Genomic DNA, 18,419 nt, shown 5'->3' on the forward strand with positions numbered 1-18,419 from the left:
AGGAAGGTTTAAGGTTTGCTATAAGAGAAGGTGGAAGAACAGTTGGTGCAGGTGTCATAACTAAAATTATTGAATAAAAACAGTGAGGTGTTATAATAGATATGAGAGTAATAATAACTTTAGCTTGTACAGAATGTAAAGAGAGAAATTATACTACTGAGAAAAATAAGAAGAATGATCCAGATAGATTGGAGTTAAGAAAATATTGTCCAAGATGTAAAAAGCATACCCTTCATAGGGAAGTAAGGTAGGCCCGTAGCTCTAATAGGGAGAGCACCGGACTCCAAATCCGGGGGTTGCAGGTTCGAGCCCTGCCGGGCCTGCCAAAAATTTTTATATGGTGGGAGAGAAGTTATGATTAGGAAAATATCGGTCGTAGATAGGATAAAGAGTTTCTGGATTGACGAGAAATTAGAGCTCAAAAAAGTAATGTGGCCAGACAAAAATAAAGTTCTTCAACTTTCTTTAGCTTTAGGTGTAACTTTAATATTGTTAATTCTTATTATTTCTTTATATGATTTTATTTTTGGTATTTTGAGTAGATTAATTCTTGGAAGTTTTACGGGGTAGAAAATGGAGGTAATTTCTGTGGCTGAACCAAAATGGTTTGTGGTACATACTCTTGCGGGACACGAACATAAAGTTAAAGCTATATTAGAAAGGCAGGTAAAACTTAATCATTTAGAGGATAAGGTTTTTGAGATTGTTGTTCCCGAGGAGAAAGTAATGACAGTAAAGGGCGGGAAAAAGAGGATACAAGTAAAAAAAGTGTTTCCTGGATATTTGTTCATAAGAATGATTGAAGATGAGGATGTGATAAGAATGATTCGAAATACTACTGGAGTAACAGGATTTGTAGGTACCCCAGGTAGGCCAAGTACTTTAAATCCTCAAGAGGAACATTGGATAAGAAGATTCTTAGAACAGAAAGAAATAAGACCTGAGCTTAAAGTTAAAAGGGGTGACAGAGTTTATATAAAATCAGGACCCTTCATGGGATATGAGGGGTTCGTAGATGAGGTATATCCTGAAAAAGGAACAGTAAGAGTATTATTATCTATTTTTGGGAGAGAAACCCCTACTGAGATAGATCATACTCAAGTAGAAAAGACTGATTAGTAAAGGAGGGAATATCATTGCCTAAAAAAGTTGTAGGAAAAGTAAAACTTCAGTTACCAGCAGGTAAAGCTACACCTGCCCCACCAGTAGGACCAGCATTAGGTCAATATGGTGTTAATATTATGGAGTTTTGTAAAGCTTATAATGCTGCTACAGCTGGACAGGAAGGAATGATTATACCTGTTGAAATAACTATTTATGAGGATAGATCCTTTACTTTTGTGACAAAGACTCCCCCTGCTTCTGATCTTTTAAAGAAGGCTGCAGGAGTGGAAAAAGGATCTGGAGAACCTAATAAAGTAAAAGTTGGAAAGGTAAAGAGAAGTAAGATAAGAGAGATAGCAGAGTTGAAGATGAAAGATTTGAATGCAAATGATATAGAGGCAGCGATGAGGATGATTGAGGGTACAGCAAGGAGTATGGGTATTGAAATAATTGAGGGTTAAAAAGAAAGTGGGAGAGATTTTTTCTCGCTAATACCACTATAAAGGAGGATTGAATATGGCAAAAAGAGGTAAGAGATATCAGCAGTTGCTTTCTCTGATTGAAAAAGGAAGATTATATTCTCCAAAGGAGGCTGTAAGTTTAGTTAAAAAACTTGCAACAGCAAAGTTTGACGAGACCATAAATCTAGCTGTAAGACTTGGCGTGGATCCAAGACATGCAGATCAACAAGTTAGAGGAACAGTTGTTTTACCTTACGGCACAGGTAAAGAAAAGAAAGTCTTGGTTTTTGCTGAGGGAGAAAAGGCTCAGGAAGCAAGAGAGGCCGGAGCAGATTATGTAGGTGGAGAAGATCTAGTAAAGCAGATTGAAAGCGGATGGCTTGATTTTGATGTAGCAATAGCTACTCCTGATATAATGGGAACCTTAAAAATTCCTTCTCGATTAGGGAAAATTTTAGGTCCAAGAGGATTAATGCCGAATCCTAAAACGGGTACCGTTACTAATGATATAGCTAAGGCTGTTAAAGAATATAAGGCTGGAAGGGTAGAATTTAGGACGGATCGATATGGAATAGTTCATGTTCCAATAGGTAAAGCCTCTTTTTCTGAAGAGGCTTTGTATAAAAACTTAATGACCGTGTTAGGAACCCTTTTAAGGCTTAAGCCAGCCGCAGCAAAAGGACAATATTTTAAAAGTATCTACATATCCCCAAGTATGGGCCCAAGTGTACCTATAGATACTAAGAATATTGCAGACCTTGTAAAACAAGAGGAGGCTGCATAGCGGAATAAAATAAAAACTTGAAATATTAGAGGGCCGAAGACCGTAGGTTTTTAAAATTTCCTACGTAGGCCTTTCTGGTTTCTCAAAAAATAAAAAAAGATTTAGATAAATAAGGGAAAGCCAGAAGGCTTTCCCTTATTTTTGAAATAATAAGAAAGGAGGTGAAAAGATTGCCAAAACCAGAGAAAATACAGAAGGTTGAAGAGTTATATCAAAAAATGCTGAATGCTAATGCTCTAATTTTTACAGAATTCAAAGGCTTATCAGTTGCTGATTTAACTCAACTAAGAGGAAAGATAAGACCCTTAAATGCAGAATACCGAGTAGTAAAGAATACTTTAGCTCTTCGTGCAATTCAAAGAATGTACCCAGATAAAGATTTAGAAAAATTCTTCGTAGGACCTACTGCAATAACCTATTGTTATGATGATCCTTTTGGCGTTTTGAAGGCCCTTGTGGATTATGCAAAGGATCATGAATTATTGAAGTTTAAAGGCGGAATAATAGATGGGGAAGTTTATTCTGCTGATGAGATTAGAGAGTTAGCTAAACTTCCTCCAAAGGAAGTCATACTATCTCAGGTGGTTGGATCTATCTCTGCACCATTATCTTCTCTTGTGTGGAATTTAAAATGGCCTGTTAATAAGCTGGTTTGGACTTTAGACGCTATTGCTAAAGAAAAAGAAAAAATTTCAATAAATCAATAAAGGGAGGTTATTAGAATGAATAAAGAGGAAATTATTCAAGCTATAAAAGAAATGAAAGTGATCGAACTGGTAGAGTTAGTAAAGGCTCTTGAGGAGGAATTTGGTGTTAGTGCAGCAATGCCTGTGGCAGCTGTAGGAGCACCTGTAGCTGGAGCAGCGGCAGCAGCTCCTGTTGAGGAAAAAACTACCTTTGACGTAATTTTAAAGGATGCTGGAGCTAATAAGATAAAGGTGCTCAAAGTAGTAAGAGAAATCACAGGACTTGGTTTGAAAGAAGCAAAAGATCTTGTGGATTCTACACCTAAACCTATAAAAGAAGGCGTATCTAAACAAGAGGCAGAAGAAATTAAAGCTAAATTAGAAGCAGAAGGGGCAGTAGTGGAGATTAAGTAAAAGATTAAAGGGAGGAGGGGGATTAGTCCTCTCCTCCCAAATTAAATCCATCGTGTAATGCTCTAACAGCTTTTTCTACCAAATCTCTTCTTATTATACACGTAATTTTAATCTCGGATGTAGTAATCATTTCTATATTTATTCCTTCCGAAGCAAGAATTCCAAACATCTTGGCAGCAATTCCTGGGGTGCTTTGGATTCCCCATCCCACAATAGAAACTTTTCCTACGTTATTATCATATAATACCTTTTTTGCTCCAATTTCTTTTGCTACTTCTTGCACTACTTTTAGAGCTTCGTTCAACTCCCTTTCAGATACGGTAAAAGATAAATCAGTTATTCCTTCTTTACTTACATTCTGGACTATATCGTCCACATTTATTGATTTTTCTCCAAGAGGAGCAAATATTTTGTGGGCTATGCCGGGTTTGTCAGGGACACCTATAATAGTTATTTTAGCAATGTTTTTGTTATGGGCTATCCCCTTTACTTTCTGTTTAGATTCCACTTCCTTTACCTCCCCTATTAAAGTTCCAGAATTTTCATTAAAACTTGATCTCACTACTACTGGTACATGATATGTGGCAGCAAGATCTACAGAGCGAAGTTGCATTACCTGTGCTCCTTGGCTTGCCATTTCTAACATTTCTTCATAGGATATAAACTCGAGTTTTTTGGCATTTGGTACTACCCTGGGATCGGCAGTAAAAATACCATCCACATCAGTATATATTTCACATATATCTGCTTTTAAAACAGCAGCAAGAGCTACTGCAGTTGCATCAGATCCTCCTCTTCCAAGAGTTGTTACATCTCCCTTTTCAGGTTCATATCCTTGGAAGCCAGCAACAATAACTACTTTTCCTTTTTCTAATTCTTCCAATATTCTCTTGGGATCGATTTTTTTTATATTTGCTTTTGTAAAAACAGAATCTGTCATAATTCCTGCCTGTTTTCCTGATAGAGCTATAGCAGGAATTCCTAAATTTTGCAGAGCCATAGCAGTAAGTGCAGCAGAGATTCTTTCACCAGAAGATAGTAAAAAGTCCATCTCTCTTGGATTAGGATTAGGATTTAATTTTTCCGCCATATCTATAAGTTCGTCAGTGGTATCACCCATAGCAGAAACTACCACTACTAATTTATGTCCACTATGATAATACTTAGCTATTCTTTGGGCCACATTTTTAATTCTCTCAATAGACCCGACAGAGGTTCCACCATATTTCTGTACTATCAGGCTCACCTTCTATATTTCCTCCTTATTTTATTAAATATTCAAGAATTTGAATAGCATTTAAAGCTGCACCTTTTCTAATATTATCTGACACAACCCACATATTTATAGATCTTGGGTTAAATAAATCTTTTCGAATTCTACCCACAAATACCTCATCTCTTCCTTCGCAAAAGATAGGCATTGGATAGACCTTATTCGAAGGTTCATCTAAAACTCTTACACCAGGTGCATTGGATAAAACTTCAAAAACCTCTTCCAAAGAGAAATCATCTTGAAACTCAGCATTAATTACTTCTGAATGTCCTCTTATTACAGGAGTTCTTACGCAGGTTGGAGAAACTTTTATAGTTGGATCATGCAGTATTTTATGGGTTTCTCTTACCATCTTCATCTCTTCTCTGGTATAATTTTCGTCTTCAAAACTATCAATATGTGGAATTAGGTTAAACGCGATAGGATGGGGAAAAACTTTAGGAGGATGATCTTCCCTTTTAAGAAAAGCTGAAGTAGAAGTTAAAAGCTCGTCTATAGCATCTTTTCCTTTTCCAGATACCGACTGATAAGTTGCTACAAATATTCTCTTAAGTTTCCATCTCTTGTGAAGAGGATTTAAAGCTACGAGCATTTGTATAGTTGAACAATTTGGATTTGCAATTATGTTTTTATGATTTTTTAGATCCTCTGGATTTATCTCTGGTATTACAAGAGGTACTTCAGGGTCCATTCTAAATGCATTGCTATTATCTATAATTATGGTTCCTTTTTTTGCAATTTCAGGAGCAAGTTCAAGACTAATCTCTTCTCCAATAGAGAATAATGCAAATTCAGCCTTAGCAATTCCATCTGCCGTGGCTTTTTCAACTTTTATCTTTTCGTTTCCAAACTCCACATATGTTCCTTCAGATTTTGCAGAAGCAAAGGCATACAATTCTGAAATGGGGATTTTTCTTTCATAAAGTATCTTTAACATCTCTTGTCCTACAAGACCTGTTGCTCCGACTACCGCTATTTTATATCCCATCTAATTACCTCCTTACTTAGAGATTTTCTATTTTAATTCCTTCATTATTAACTTTTAGAACCATAAGTTTACCATCAATTTTATTTTTTAAATTATTTTCTAAGTTTTTCAAAATTTCAAGGGCTTTTTTATAAGAGAATGTTAGAGTTATTAATGAAGGTCCAGCCCCGCTTAGTACTAACTTTTTATTAAACTTTTTTAATTCCTCTTTAAGGGTATTATACTCTTTTACTAGTTTAAATCTGTAAGGTTGGTGAATTTTATCATCCATCCCCATGTCTATTAGAGCTTCATCACCTTTAATTAATCCTGTTATTAAAAAACTTAGTTTTTGTAAATTAAATATTACATCTTCTTTGGGATAATTTTGAGGTAAAATTTTTCTTGCTGATTCTGTGGATAACGTATATTTGGGAATGAAAATAACCCCATATATGTTACTATATACAGGTAGTTTGCTAAAGAAAATTTCATTTTCGTTTTTTAAACATATTACAACGCCTCCTTCTAAACAAGCTGATAAATTGTCAATATGATTCTCAAAATTTAAAGCAATTTTTATTTTTTCAAATTTTTCGAGTTTTTTATTGGCAATTATCTCTGCTGTGAATATACCTCCTAAGATGGCGGCAGCACTGCTCCCAAGTCCTTTTCCTATGGGTATCTCAGACTCTATTTTTATAGTATATTTAAGATCTTCTTTAAACCTAAGATAGTCTAATGTATAGGCTAGGCTTTGAAGAAATAAGTCATTCTTCTTAATCTCTTCCTTATTATTGTTTAGAATCCTTTTTTCAAGGGAATTTAACTCAATATCTATTCTAAGATATAAATCCCAACAGATACCTATAGTATCAAAACCAGGTCCCAAGTTAGCAGATGTGGCAGGCACCTTAATAAGATATCTCATTTTTCTAATATCTTCTGAAATTCTTCTATTTTAGGTTCGATAGATACATCAATCTTAGCTTGTTTTATAGCTATATCTGGATCTTTTAAGCCATGTCCAGTAAGAACACATACTACTTCTTTACCTGGGAATCTATTCTCTCTTAAAAGTTTTTTTACCCCAGCCCATGATGCTGCAGAAGCTGGCTCTACAAATATTCCTTCTTTTGAGGCTAATTCCTTTTGAGCTTCTAATATTTCTTCGTCGGAGACAGTGTCAATTAGGCCTAAGGATTCTTTAACTGCGTTTATAGCTTTATCCCAACTTGCAGGATTTCCTATTTTTATTGCTGTAGCTATAGTTTGTGGATTAGGAATAGGATACCCTTTTACAAGAGGAGCAGCACCCTCTGCTTGAAATCCAAGCATTTTAGGAAGTTGTTTTATTTTCCCTATTTTATAATATTCTTTAAAGCCCATCCAATAGGCAGATATATTTCCCGCATTTCCAACAGGAATAGCAAGATTTTCAGGATTTCTACTAAGAACATCACAAATCTCAAAAGCTGCTGTTTTTTGTCCTTCTAATCGATAAGGATTTATAGAGTTTACTAAGGTAATAGGAAATTTTTGAGAGATCTCTTTTACTAATTTTAAAGCGTCATCAAAATTTCCTTTTACACTAATTATTTTAGCACCATACATTATAGCTTGGGCAAGTTTCCCTAAAGCAATAGCCTTTTCTGGGAGTACCACAAAAGCTTTTAGATTTGTAAGAGCAGCATATGCAGCTGCTGAGGCGGCGGTGTTTCCTGTAGAAGCACATATAACCATCTCACTTTTTTCTTCTAAAGCTTTTGCAATTGCTACCACCATACCTCTATCTTTGAAGGATCCGGTAGGATTCATACCTTCATATTTAAGCCATATATCTATACCATATTTCTTAGAGAGATTGTTGGCATATATTAGTGGAGTATTACCTTCATGTAGGGTTATTAGAGGGGTTTTATCGGTTATGGGGAGGAGATCTCTGTATCTCGGTATTACGCCATTCATTTCTTCACACCTCAATTCTTATTAAACTTCCCCATTCTTCAAGAATAGGTAGCAACTTTATCTCTTCAATTGCTTTTGACATACTTTTTTCGTAGGTTTTATGAGTTAAAATTACGAGTTCTGCTTTTCCTTCTTTTTCTGAAGTTTCTTTCTGAATGACTGAGGAAATGCTTATGTGATTTTCTCCTAATATTTTAGCTATTTGAGCTAAAACTCCTGGTTGGTCTTTTACCCATAATCTTATATAGTATCGGGTATATATCTCATCGCTAGGTTTTATTTTAGAAGGATAGAGATAAGCAAAGGAATAATACCGAGGAACCGAATAAAGGATGGTATGAGTTGCCTCCAAAATATCAGAAAGAAGAGCCATTGCGGTAGGATAGGGTCCTGCTCCTTCTCCATATAGCAACACATCTCCTCTTTTTTCTGCCCTCAATAATATGGCGTTATAGACACCCTTTACAGAAGATAAAGGAGATGATAAGGGAATCATAGTTGGATGAACTCTTACTTCTATTTCACCATTATAGAATTTGCTTATTGCAAGAAGTTTTATTTTATATCCAAGTTCTTTTGCATATTGGATATCTCTTAAGGAAATCTTTTCGATTCCTTCAGTATATATGTCTTCTGGTTTTATTGTTGTATGATAAGCAAAAGAAGAGAGTATTGCTAATTTGAATTTTGTATCAAGTCCCAATATATCTTTTGATGGATCAGGCTCAGCATATCCTAATTTTTGAGCTTCTCTTAATACTTCCTCAAAATCTCTAAGTTCTTCTTCCATTTTTGTTAATATATAATTTGTAGTTCCATTTACAATTGCCCATATTTCCTTGACTTTATCCACAGCCATAGCTTCTTTGATAGTTTTTATTAACGGTATCCCTCCACCTACACTTGCTTCAAAAGCTATATCTACTCCTTTTTTTCTTGCTATTTTATGAAGTTCATCACCATGAAGAGCAATTACTTCTTTGTTTGCAGTAACTACAAACTTTTTTTCTTCTAAGGCCCTTTTTATATAAGTATGAGCGGGCTCTTCTCCTCCCATTACTTCTACAATAAGAGATATCTCTTTATCATAAATTATCTCGTCAGGATTGTTAGTTAAAAAATCCTTAGGTATATCTCTTTTTTTAGAAAGATCTCTTACAAGTACTTTTTTAATCTCTAGAGGTTCTCCAAGAATATTTAGGATATTTTCTTTCTCCATGTGGATAGTATCCCAAAGAGCCTGCCCCACTTGTCCTCCTCCAAGAATCCCGATCTTCATATCTGTCCCCCTAATAGGTCCTCATAATTTTCTCTTTTTACTATAATCCTATCTTTCCCATTTTCTACTAATACTACTGCAGGTCTTGGAGTAGCATTGTACCACGTATACATGGAAAAGTTGTAGGCACCAGTTGTAAAGGTTATTAAATAATCTCCAGGATTAGGCCATAAACCCGAAAAGTCTTTTATTAAAATATCTCCTGATTCACAATGCTTTCCTGCTATGGAAAAAATTTCTTCCCTATCTCCTTTAGTTATAATTAGGGCCGAATATTTTGCTCCGTATAGAGATGGTCTTATATTATCTGACATTCCTCCGTCTACCGAAACATATTTTCTTATGCCAAGTTCTTTCCTACTCTCAATTCTATAAAGAGTAATTCCTGCTCTACCTACAAGAGATCTTCCTGGCTCACAGATTAATTTGAAATTATGCCCAATAGTCTCACTAAATTTATTTGATACTTCTCGGGCAAGGTCCTCTATGTCAGGGGGATTATCCTCTTTTGTATAGGCTACTCCTAATCCACCACCTATACTCATCTCTTCTACAGTTATGTTTTTACTATTTAGCTCTTTATATACTTCGCTTAATACTTCGGAAAGTTTAACATATGCTGAGATATCAAATATCTGGGATCCTATATGGGAGTGTATTCCCTTAAAAATTATGTTTTTTTCCGTATTTATTTTTTCTATGAGCACTAAAGCCTGCTCTATGGGTAAGCCAAACTTAGTGTCCGTTTGCCCCGTACGGATAGATTTATGGGTATTAACTTCTATATTAGGTATGATCCTTACCAATACTTTTACTTTTGTATCTTTTTTAGACAATACATATTTTATCTTTTCGTATTCATCAAAGTTATCTATAATTATTGCTCCAACCTTCTGATCGATGGCATATTCAATCTCCTTTAGAGTTTTTGCATTTCCATGGAAGTATATGTCTTCAGATGGTACATTAGCACTTAAGGCTATATACAGTTCTCCCCCTGTAGAAACAAGAGCTCCTAAACCATAATTTTTAAATATTCTAATGACTTCTAAAATAGGCAGAGCTTTTATTGCAAATAATACCTTATATTTGTTTTTGTAATATTTTTTCCAAGAGTTTATATATTTTTGAGCCTGAAAAATCAGTGTTTCCTTGTCTAATATATAAAGAGGAGTTCCATATTTTTCTCCTAAATAAGGTATACTTACTCCTCCTATTTTATAGTCTTCATCCTTCTTAAAGGTTATAGGATATACTTTATTTTCCATATACCAGACTCCCTGCTACTCCAGAGTTTGCATATTCGTGGAAGATTTTTCTTATCTTTTGAGTAATTTCTCCTGGTTTTCCATTTCCAATAATTCTTTCGTCAATCTTTATAACTGAGATTATCTCTACTGCAGTACCTGTCAGAAATACTTCATCGGCATTATAAAGATCGTATCTTGTGAAAAATCCTTCCACAACTTCAAGACCAAGCTCTTTCTTTGCAAGTTCTATTACTGTTGCCCTTGTTATACCTGGAAGAGCACCTAAGGTTACTGATGGAGTAAATAATATGCCATTTTTTACGAAAAATATATTATCTACAGTTGCTTCAGTTACATATCCTTGATGATTTAACATTATTCCCTCAGCAGCACCAGCAATTCTTGCTTCTATTCTTGCAAGAATATTACTCATGTAGTTTAGAGATTTTATTCTCGGATCTAAAACATCAGTGGGAGATCTTCTGGTAGCAACAGTAACAGCATTTAGGCCAGTTTGGTAAAACTCTTCAGGAAAGACCTTTATCTTGTCTGCTATGATTATGACAGTACCCTCTTTGCATTCCCAAGGATCTATTCCAAGTCCGTATGCTCCTCTTGTAACAATGAGCCTTATATAGGAATCTCTTAAATTGTTCACTCTTACAGTCTCTAAGACTGCCTCTTCCATTTCTTTAAAAGATAAAGGTATATTAAGCCATACTGCTTTTGCCGATGCGTATAATCTTTCCAAATGCTCCTTGAGTTTGAAAACACTTCCGTTATATGATCTTATTCCCTCAAATACGCCGTCACCATAAAGAAGTCCACGGTCAAAAACAGAAATTTTTGCGTTCTCTGTAGGAATAAATTCTCCATTAATATAAACTAATCCCATTTTGTTTTTCCCTCCTTTTTTTAAGGTAAAATTATACATTTAGAATGGAAATTTTTCAATTGAAATCTCTTGGCATTTTGTTAAAATAATAGTATAATTTTTGAGCTAAATCCTGCTCCATACCGAGAGTATGGGGCCAAATAAGTCCAAGGGAGGTAGGAGATGCGTAAATACGAGATTATGTGTTTAATAAGTCCTGAGTTATCCGAAGAAGATTTCAAAACACTTTATGAGGGTATCCAACAAGATATTCAAAATTTGGGTGGCGAAGTACAAAATGTAGACGTATGGGGTAAAAGAACCCTTGCGTATCCTGTTAAAAAATTTACCGAGGGTTATTATGTGGTTATGAACTTTTTGTTTCCTCAGACTCAGCTTCCAGAATTTGAGCGGAGATTAAAATTAAGAGAAAAACTCTTGCGCTATATGATTACTCTCTTGGAGAAAGAAGAGTAAAAAATGTTAAATAAAGTTTTGCTTATTGGACATTTGGTAAGAGACCCTGAGATGAGGTATACACCTTCTGGTATACCTGTTACTACTTTTAGAATTGCTGTGAATAGGCCTAAGAATAGTAAGGGGGAAAGTACTGCAGATTTTATTGATATTGTGGCATGGAGAAGATTGGCAGAAATATGTGGTGATTATCTTAAAAAGGGTAGGCTTGTAGCTGTGGAGGGAAGACTTAGGACAAGAACTTATCAGACTCCCGATGGCCAAAGAAGGAGAGTGGTTGAGGTAGAAGCAATAAATGTACACTTTTTGGGAAAAAAGAGTGAGAATACAGAAAGTATTTCAATTGAAGAACCTTCAGAGGAGATTCTTGATATTGATATAGAAAATGAAGAAGAGATATTAAATGAAATATTAGAGGAAAGTGAGGAGGAAAGTAATGAGTAATGAGAAGGCTTCTACAAAAGCTCCTAAGTTCGCTTATCCATCAAAGAAAAAATACTGTATTTTTTGTAGTGAAAAGATAGATTATATTGATTATAAAAATGTGGAAAGATTGAAAAGATTTATGACTGAAAAAGGCAAGATAATACCTCGTAGAATCAGTGGAAATTGTGCAAGACATCAAAGACAGTTAAGCACTGCCATCAAGAGAGCAAGGTATATGGCTTTATTACCTTATGTGGTTAAATAGACTATTTAAATTTGGTAGTTTTATAAAGATTAAAGGAGGGCACTTTGCCCTCCTTATTATTATGTGAGGAGAGAATCTATGAATAGAAGTCTTCAAGGTTTGGTTGAAGGGAGTTTAATCACTGCTATAAATATTGTTCTTGCGTGGTTTTCTTATTGGTTTTTTCCTATGATATATTTCATTCCTTTACCCTCTTTGATTTTAACTTATAGACATGGATTAAGAATATCTATATTGTCTCTGATTATTTCTATTATTCTTCTATCCCTAATGTTAAGTCCTTTTAGTGCCATTTTTCTTATGCTACCTTCAGGTATTCTTGGATTATATTTGGGATATGGACTACAAAAGAAATTTAATTTGAGACTGTTAATTGTTGGAAGTTTTACACTTCTTCTGTTCTTTGAAATTTTAAGCATATATCTGTCCATGATACTTTTTAAGATGCCCTTTGAGAAAGTTATAGGAATTGATGCTATGAAAGAAGGTTGGAGAAAATCTTTGGAGATATTTAGGAATTATTTAGGGGAAAGTAATAACGAATATATTGATATGCAAAACAAGTTTATGGAAAATTTACACATCTTTGTACCTTATTTCTTGATAATCTCCACCTTATTTCAGGTTTTTCTTAACTATATAATCGTGGAAAGAGTATTAAAAAGGTTTAAAATAGAAGCGCCATCTTTACCTAATCTTGAAGGTTTTAGGATATCCAAGAAATTATTATTTTCTGTTCTTGCCTTATATATCCTCTTTATTTTTGTTAATATTCCTTCCAAAAACATAATCCTTTCTAATTTGTATCTTTTTTTACAAACTATTATACTTTTTAACGGCTATATTTTTGCATGGATTTTGTTAAAACATTATATTTCACGTAAGAGTTTACGTATACTCCTTTTCATCCTTTTTATTTTAAATCCTATTTTTGGGAGTATAATATTTATAGTAGGTTTTGTTGACATATTCTTTCCTTTAAGAGAAAAATTAATTCTAAAAGAGGGGTAGTTATATGAAGAAAGTAAAAGTTCTACTCTTAAGAGATGTAAATAACTTAGGAAAAAAAGGAGAAATAGTGGATGTAAGTGATGGATATGCTAGAAATTATCTTTTTCCTAAGGGACTAGCACAAGAAGTTAATGAGGGAATGTTAGAACATTTAAAATTGCAGGAGATCTCTCAAAAGAAAAAAGAAGAGAAGCTTTTGGAAAAATTTAGGAAAGAAAAGGAGTATATTGAGAAAGAAGTTTTTGTGATTAAGGCAAAAGTTGGAGAGAGAGGAAAGCTTTTTGGATCTATAACAAGCAAGGACATTGCGGAGATTATCTCTAAGAAGTTGAAGATAGAGATAGATAAAAGACAAGTTAATCTTGATGAACCTATAAAGTCTTTGGGAGAATATAACATTGAGGTGAAATTGCATCCTCAAGTTGTAGCTAATGCTAAAGTGTTGATTGAGGCTGAATAGAGATGAAGAATAAGGAAGATATCCTCGGAAGAGTTCCCCCTCATAATGAAGAAGCAGAACAAGCTGTACTTGGTGCAATGCTTCTTTCAAGGGATGCTATAGCCAAGGTTATTGAAATATTAAATCCAGATAGTTTTTACTACGAGCATCATGGAATAATTTTTAGAATTATTGTAGAACTGTTTGAAAAAGGTCTTCCTGTAGATTTGGTCTCAGTTACAGAAGAGCTGAGGAGTAGAAATCTTCTTGAGAGGGTTGGAGGTAGTGTTTATCTTGCCTCCCTTCTTGATGTAGTTCCTACTGCTGCTAATGTAGAGTACTATGCAAACATTGTGGCAGAAAAAGCTCTCTTAAGAAGACTAATTACTGCTGGTACTGAGATAGTCTCTTTAGGATATAGGGAAAATGAAAATCCAGAACTTTTAGTTGATAAGGCAGAACAATTGATATTTGATATAGCTCAGCACCATAGATTTAGAACCCTTGTCCCTCTTAGAGATATCTTGGCAAAAAGCTTTAAAGAAATAGAAAGAATTCATCAAACAGGAAAACCTTTTACTGGTATTCCTACGGGGTTTTGGGATTTGGACAGAAAAACGGGAGGATTTCAACCTTCGGATCTAATTATAGTAGCAGCTCGCCCTGGAATGGGCAAAACTTCTTTTTGTTTAAATATTGCTCAACATGTAGCTTTAGAGGAACATTTACCAGTGGCCATATTTAGTCTCGAGATGTCAAGTTTTCAGTTAGCTTTAAGGCTTTTAGGTTCGGAGGCTCAGATAGATATTCATAGATTAAGGACAGGACAGATTCGGGAACAGGAATGGCCTAAATTAGCAAGAGCCTTTGGTAAATTAGCAGAGGCGCCTATCTTTGTAGATGATACTCCTGATCTTAATGTTATTGAGATGAGAGCAAGGGCAAGAAGACTAAAAGCAGAAATAGGACTTTCTCTTATCATTGTGGATTACTTACAGCTTATAAGACTTCTCGACAGGGATAAAAGTGAGCATCAACAAATTTCTGAGATTTCAAGAGGACTTAAATCTTTAGCGAGGGAGCTCGAAGTGCCAGTTATTGCTATATCGCAACTTTCAAGAGCTGTGGAGACAAGAGCCGAAAGAAGACCTCAACTTTCAGACTTAAGAGGTTCAGGAGGTTTAGAGCAAGACGCTGATGTAGTAATATTTATCTATAGAGAAGGATATTACAAGGCGCAAGAATCAGAGATAGACTCAGATTTGCCTGAAGAAGTGGAGATTATAATAGCTAAACAGAGGAATGGACCTACTGGTACTGTAAAGCTATTGTTTATGAAGAATTCAACTTCTTTTAAATCCCTGAGTTTAAGAGAAGAGGCGTGATAGATTTGACTATAGATTTTTAAAGATTTATAATTTTCTCAAGTTTAAAAAAATAGATAATTAAAAAATTTAAGGAGGGTTATTTGATGGACGAAAGAGAACAGATTTTATCATTAGTAATCTCATTGGAGGATCAGGAAGAAATAGAAAGATATCTTGGACAATTTCTTGCGGAGTCTAAAGCTAAAGCTGCTCTCTTAATAGATAAAAGTGGTACTGTAATTGGTGGTAGGGGAACTGCTTCTCAATTTGATTTTGTAACCATTTCTGCTTTAGCCGCAGGTGCCTTTTCGGCTACTCAGGAGCTTGCTAAGCTTTTAGGAGAGGAAGAGTTCTCGTTAATTTTTCATCAAGGAAAGAGAAACCATCTTCACATATCTCATATAGAGAAACAGGTTTTACTTCTTGTGATTTTTGATGATTCTACCACCCTTGGTATGGTGAGACTTTTTGCACAAAAGGCTTGTGAAAACCTTGCGAAAATAATAAAGAAAATTAAAGAAAAACAGAAGGACATACCTAAAGCAGAGTTTAATTTTAGTGATATAGAGGATTTTTTCAAAAAATAAAAAAATAAGAATAGAAAGGTGAAGATAAATGGCGGTTTTAAATTATGCTGCAAGAGAAATCACTTGTAAAATTGTTTATTGTGGACCTGGTTTGAGTGGAAAAACGGTAAATCTTCAGCAAATTTATAAGATGGTTTCTCCTGATAGACGTGGCGAGCTTGTCTCTCTTGCTACCGAAACCGAAAGAACTTTGTTTTTTGATTTTTTACCTTTAGATCTTGGAACAGTACAAGGTTTTAAGCTGAGATTTCAATTATATACCACACCAGGTCAAGCTCTCTATGAGGCAAGTAGGAAATTAATTTTAAGAGGTGTTGATGGACTCGTCTTTGTGGTAGATTCTCAGAAAAGTAGATTAGATGAAAATGTAAGGATATTTGAGGCTCTTAAAAAGGAGCTTGCTGCTGTGGGTTATGATTTTAACACGCTTCCTTTTGTTTTTCAATATAATAAAAGAGATTTGCCAGATATTGTTAGTGTTGAGGAGTTAAATCAAAAATTAAATCCTGATGGGAAGTATAAATATTTTGAGGCTGTTGCAATCGAGGGAAAAGGAGTTATGGAAACTTTAAAAGCTATTTCTCAGGAGGTACTTTTAAAGCTTACTCGTGGATAAGAATTTAGTACTTATAAAAATTGGTGGAAATGTTTTAAATAAATTTTCTCTCTTCTTATCCTTTATAAAAGATCTTTACGATAAAGGGTATGATTTTGTTTTTTTACATGGTGGAGGAAACGAGATAAATTATTGGATGGAGAGGTTTGGTCTTGAGCCTAAATTTGTAAAAGGCAGAAGAGTAACCGATGAAAATACTTTAAAAATAGTTGAGATGGTCCTCTCAGGAGAGATACAAGGAAGAGTTATATCAGAAATTAAAAAAGTAGGGTTAAAAGTTGTAGGTCTTAATGGAAAGTCAATTTTCAATTGTAGAAAATTGTTTATTGACGGTATAGATTTAGGATATGTAGGGGAAGTAGTGGGAGTAGAAGTTTCGGCTATTGAGAAACTCTTAGAAGAAAGATACATTATAGTCACTACCTCTTTGGGGATTGATGAACAGGGTAATTCTTATAACGTAAATGCTGATTCTGCTGCTTTAGCTTTGGGGGTTCATCTTAAGGTAGAGAGGTTGATATTTTGCACTGATGTTCCAGGAATTATTTTAAAGCAGAATGGTGAAGAGGTGGTTTTAAATAAATTATCTGTAGAAGAGGCTAAAAGATTGATTGAGATAGGAGAAGTTTTTGGTGGGATGATTCCAAAGCTTGAGTCAGCAATTGTGGCTATAGAAAATGGAGTAAAAACAGTGCAAATATGGGGAGGATTGGATTTTTCAAAGGCATGGAATATGGAAGAAGGAACTTTAATTTACAAGTAATTTTTGGGGGAAGATTATGAATGAAGAAAGAATATATGAAGATGAAATTAGCTTAGCAGAACTTTTCTATATCATTTGGAAAAGAAAAATTTTAATCATTACTTTATTCATAGTTTTTATAACAGTAGCTCTAATTTACAGTTTGTTAGCTCCTAAAATTTACGAGGCTAAAACTGTGATCTTATTACCTCAACAATCAGGAAGTACTTCTGCCTTAAGTGCTTTGGCTCAAAGTCTACCTATATCCTTAGGAATTCCTCTACCTTCAACCCCATCTGCGAATATGGTAGCTATTTTAAAAAGTAGGTCTGCAGCTGAGTATGTTTTTAAAAAACTTAAGCTTGAGGGTTATTTTAAAGCGAAAAACTATGAGGACGCCTTAGAGCAGTTGATGAAGAGCATAAAAGTCACTACTAATGATAAGGAAAATACTATTACTCTAACTGCGGAGGCTAAGGATCCTAAATTAGCTGCAGATATTGCTAATACTTATGTAGAAGCTTTAAGTAATATAAATGCTTCTCTTGGAGTATATACTGCGAAAAGGACAAAAGAATTTTTGGAAAAGCAGATAGAAAGAGTTAAAAAAGATTTAGAGCAAGCTGAGAACAGATTGAAGGAATTTCAAGAGAAGAACTTAATATTTGATGTAAACGATGAGGCAAAAGCCGTAGTTGATGCTCTTGCAAAATTGGAATCAGAAAAACAAATGACATCCATAACTTTAAAGGTGGAAAAAGAGAATTTTGAGAATTTAAAAAGAGCTCTTATTAATCAGCAAAGAATTCAACAAAAAGATCTGCTCGCTATAACCTCTCTTACCGCCACATCTACTGTACTTTCTGACCTTAGGAATAAGCTAATCTCTCAGGAATCAGAACTTGCTCTTCTTTCTGTGGATTATGGTCCAGATCACCCAAAAGTTATTTCCATGAAGTATGCGATTGAGGAGACCAAGAGGGTAATTAGAGACGAACTTGATAGAATTTATAAAGCGATTAATAATTCTTCTTTATATGAACTTTTTAGCTTACAAATGGATATATTTGTTAATGAATCTAAATTAAAAGCTCTTTCTGATGTCATAGATGAATATCAGAAGAGACTTTCTAATTTGCCAGAGCTTGGTCTTACTTTATCTAAACTTTTGAGAGATGTGAAAGTTCAAGAGACTATTTATACCATGCTTCTTTCTCAATATGAACAAGCAAAAATTGATGAGACAAAAGAAACGGCCGTAGTTTCAGTTCTTGATCCTGCTGTACCTCCCTCTAAGAAGTCTAAACCCTCTACTGTTTTAAACGTGCTTATAGCTGGGGTAAGCAGTATATTTTTGGGGATATTTTTAGCCTTTTTCCTTAATTTTTGGGAAAATTTTAAGAGAGAATGGAAAAAATTGGGAGGATAA

25 protein-coding genes and 1 tRNA gene are annotated in these 18,419 nt (G+C 34.5%); 19 read left to right on the forward strand and 7 right to left on the reverse strand.

Features of this window, described 5'->3' with window-relative positions; all coding sequences use genetic code 11:
• The 9 genes from ACP5QL_RS06950 to rplL all read left to right on the forward strand — a co-directional run.
• Nucleotides 1–77: hypothetical protein (locus ACP5QL_RS06950; RefSeq protein WP_428126492.1), on the forward strand; the 77-nt coding region annotated here is incomplete at its 5' end.
• Nucleotides 78–101: 24 nt separating this feature from the next.
• The gene (gene rpmG, locus ACP5QL_RS06955) at nt 102–251 is read left to right on the forward strand and encodes a 50S ribosomal protein L33 (RefSeq protein ID WP_012583730.1); all 150 of its coding nucleotides are present in this window, start codon (nt 102–104) and stop codon (nt 249–251) included.
• A tRNA-Trp gene (locus ACP5QL_RS06960) sits at nt 250–326 on the forward strand. The genes rpmG and ACP5QL_RS06960 overlap by 2 nt, the downstream gene beginning before the upstream one ends.
• Before the next feature lie 28 nt (nt 327–354).
• Nucleotides 355–570, forward strand: a complete 216-nt coding sequence (gene secE / locus ACP5QL_RS06965; protein WP_428126384.1) for a preprotein translocase subunit SecE — start codon at nt 355–357, stop codon at nt 568–570.
• An 18-nt stretch (nt 571–588) separates the two neighbouring features.
• Nucleotides 589–1,119, forward strand: a complete 531-nt coding sequence (nusG, locus tag ACP5QL_RS06970) for a transcription termination/antitermination protein NusG (protein WP_272996388.1) — start codon at nt 589–591, stop codon at nt 1,117–1,119.
• A 17-nt stretch (nt 1,120–1,136) separates the two neighbouring features.
• Nucleotides 1,137–1,565 carry a 50S ribosomal protein L11 gene (gene rplK / locus ACP5QL_RS06975; protein WP_012548197.1) on the forward strand — a complete coding sequence of 143 codons (429 nt, stop codon included), beginning with the start codon at nt 1,137–1,139 and terminating at the stop codon, nt 1,563–1,565.
• A gap of 55 nt (nt 1,566–1,620) precedes the next feature.
• Entirely contained in the window at nt 1,621–2,349 is a 729-nt protein-coding gene (gene rplA, locus ACP5QL_RS06980; protein WP_012583727.1) for a 50S ribosomal protein L1, read from the forward strand.
• Nucleotides 2,350–2,519: 170 nt separating this feature from the next.
• A complete protein-coding gene (gene rplJ, locus ACP5QL_RS06985) occupies nt 2,520–3,056 on the forward strand; it encodes a 50S ribosomal protein L10 (protein ID WP_012583726.1) in 537 nt (178 codons plus the stop codon).
• Nucleotides 3,057–3,071: 15 nt separating this feature from the next.
• Nucleotides 3,072–3,449, forward strand: a complete 378-nt coding sequence (gene rplL, locus ACP5QL_RS06990; RefSeq protein WP_012583725.1) for a 50S ribosomal protein L7/L12 — start codon at nt 3,072–3,074, stop codon at nt 3,447–3,449.
• Nucleotides 3,450–3,471: 22 nt separating this feature from the next.
• Here rplL and ACP5QL_RS06995 read toward each other — a convergent pair whose 3' ends face one another.
• From ACP5QL_RS06995 to ilvE, 7 genes are read right to left on the reverse strand one after another with little or no spacing between them, the layout of a single operon-like run.
• On the reverse strand, nt 3,472–4,695 hold the full coding sequence (locus tag ACP5QL_RS06995) for an aspartate kinase (RefSeq protein WP_012583724.1): 1,224 nt from the start codon (nt 4,693–4,695) through the stop codon (nt 3,472–3,474).
• A 16-nt stretch (nt 4,696–4,711) separates the two neighbouring features.
• On the reverse strand, nt 4,712–5,710 hold the full coding sequence (locus tag ACP5QL_RS07000) for an aspartate-semialdehyde dehydrogenase (protein WP_012583723.1): 999 nt from the start codon (nt 5,708–5,710) through the stop codon (nt 4,712–4,714).
• Nucleotides 5,711–5,726: 16 nt separating this feature from the next.
• Nucleotides 5,727–6,620 (reverse strand): homoserine kinase, encoded by an 894-nt coding sequence (gene thrB / locus ACP5QL_RS07005; protein ID WP_012583722.1) that lies wholly within the window; start codon nt 6,618–6,620, stop codon nt 5,727–5,729.
• Complete coding sequence (gene thrC, locus ACP5QL_RS07010) at nt 6,617–7,657, reverse strand: threonine synthase (protein WP_012583721.1); 1,041 nt, start codon at nt 7,655–7,657, stop codon at nt 6,617–6,619. Before thrC ends, thrB begins: the two co-directional genes overlap by 4 nt.
• 4 nt (nt 7,658–7,661) lie before the next feature.
• A complete protein-coding gene (locus ACP5QL_RS07015; protein ID WP_424662376.1) occupies nt 7,662–8,936 on the reverse strand; it encodes a homoserine dehydrogenase in 1,275 nt (424 codons plus the stop codon).
• Nucleotides 8,933–10,204: a diaminopimelate decarboxylase gene (gene lysA, locus ACP5QL_RS07020; RefSeq protein ID WP_012583719.1), complete on the reverse strand. Its 1,272-nt coding sequence runs from the start codon at nt 10,202–10,204 to the stop codon at nt 8,933–8,935. Before lysA ends, ACP5QL_RS07015 begins: the two co-directional genes overlap by 4 nt.
• The gene (gene ilvE / locus ACP5QL_RS07025; protein ID WP_428126399.1) at nt 10,194–11,081 is read right to left on the reverse strand and encodes a branched-chain-amino-acid transaminase; all 888 of its coding nucleotides are present in this window, start codon (nt 11,079–11,081) and stop codon (nt 10,194–10,196) included. Before ilvE ends, lysA begins: the two co-directional genes overlap by 11 nt.
• Before the next feature lie 162 nt (nt 11,082–11,243).
• On the opposite strand from ilvE, the gene rpsF reads away from it, so the two are divergent.
• From rpsF to ACP5QL_RS07075, 10 genes are all read left to right on the forward strand, one after another.
• Nucleotides 11,244–11,537, forward strand: coding sequence for a 30S ribosomal protein S6 (rpsF, locus tag ACP5QL_RS07030; protein WP_012583717.1), 294 nt, complete (start codon nt 11,244–11,246; stop codon nt 11,535–11,537).
• Nucleotides 11,538–11,540: 3 nt separating this feature from the next.
• Entirely contained in the window at nt 11,541–11,981 is a 441-nt protein-coding gene (locus tag ACP5QL_RS07035) for a single-stranded DNA-binding protein (RefSeq protein WP_012583716.1), read from the forward strand.
• Complete coding sequence (gene rpsR, locus ACP5QL_RS07040; protein ID WP_012583715.1) at nt 11,974–12,228, forward strand: 30S ribosomal protein S18; 255 nt, start codon at nt 11,974–11,976, stop codon at nt 12,226–12,228. The genes ACP5QL_RS07035 and rpsR overlap by 8 nt, the downstream gene beginning before the upstream one ends.
• A 78-nt stretch (nt 12,229–12,306) precedes the next feature.
• Nucleotides 12,307–13,239: a DUF2232 domain-containing protein gene (locus ACP5QL_RS07045; protein WP_012583714.1), complete on the forward strand. Its 933-nt coding sequence runs from the start codon at nt 12,307–12,309 to the stop codon at nt 13,237–13,239.
• A gap of 4 nt (nt 13,240–13,243) precedes the next feature.
• Nucleotides 13,244–13,699: a 50S ribosomal protein L9 gene (gene rplI / locus ACP5QL_RS07050; RefSeq protein ID WP_012583713.1), complete on the forward strand. Its 456-nt coding sequence runs from the start codon at nt 13,244–13,246 to the stop codon at nt 13,697–13,699.
• 2 nt (nt 13,700–13,701) lie between these two features.
• The gene (dnaB, locus tag ACP5QL_RS07055; protein ID WP_012583712.1) at nt 13,702–15,063 is read left to right on the forward strand and encodes a replicative DNA helicase; all 1,362 of its coding nucleotides are present in this window, start codon (nt 13,702–13,704) and stop codon (nt 15,061–15,063) included.
• Between the two features lie 86 nt (nt 15,064–15,149).
• Nucleotides 15,150–15,632 carry a roadblock/LC7 domain-containing protein gene (locus ACP5QL_RS07060; RefSeq protein ID WP_012548117.1) on the forward strand — a complete coding sequence of 161 codons (483 nt, stop codon included), beginning with the start codon at nt 15,150–15,152 and terminating at the stop codon, nt 15,630–15,632.
• Nucleotides 15,633–15,660: 28 nt separating this feature from the next.
• On the forward strand, nt 15,661–16,248 hold the full coding sequence (locus tag ACP5QL_RS07065) for a GTP-binding protein (protein ID WP_012583711.1): 588 nt from the start codon (nt 15,661–15,663) through the stop codon (nt 16,246–16,248).
• Nucleotides 16,241–17,011, forward strand: coding sequence for an acetylglutamate kinase (gene argB, locus ACP5QL_RS07070; protein ID WP_012583710.1), 771 nt, complete (start codon nt 16,241–16,243; stop codon nt 17,009–17,011). Before ACP5QL_RS07065 ends, argB begins: the two co-directional genes overlap by 8 nt.
• Nucleotides 17,012–17,027: 16 nt before the next feature.
• Nucleotides 17,028–18,419 carry a GumC family protein gene (locus ACP5QL_RS07075; protein ID WP_428126413.1) on the forward strand — a complete coding sequence of 464 codons (1,392 nt, stop codon included), beginning with the start codon at nt 17,028–17,030 and terminating at the stop codon, nt 18,417–18,419.

Origin of the sequence: Dictyoglomus sp., assembly GCF_049968615.1 — a bacterium.
Classification (GTDB): Bacteria; Dictyoglomota; Dictyoglomia; order Dictyoglomales; family Dictyoglomaceae; genus Dictyoglomus; species Dictyoglomus turgidum.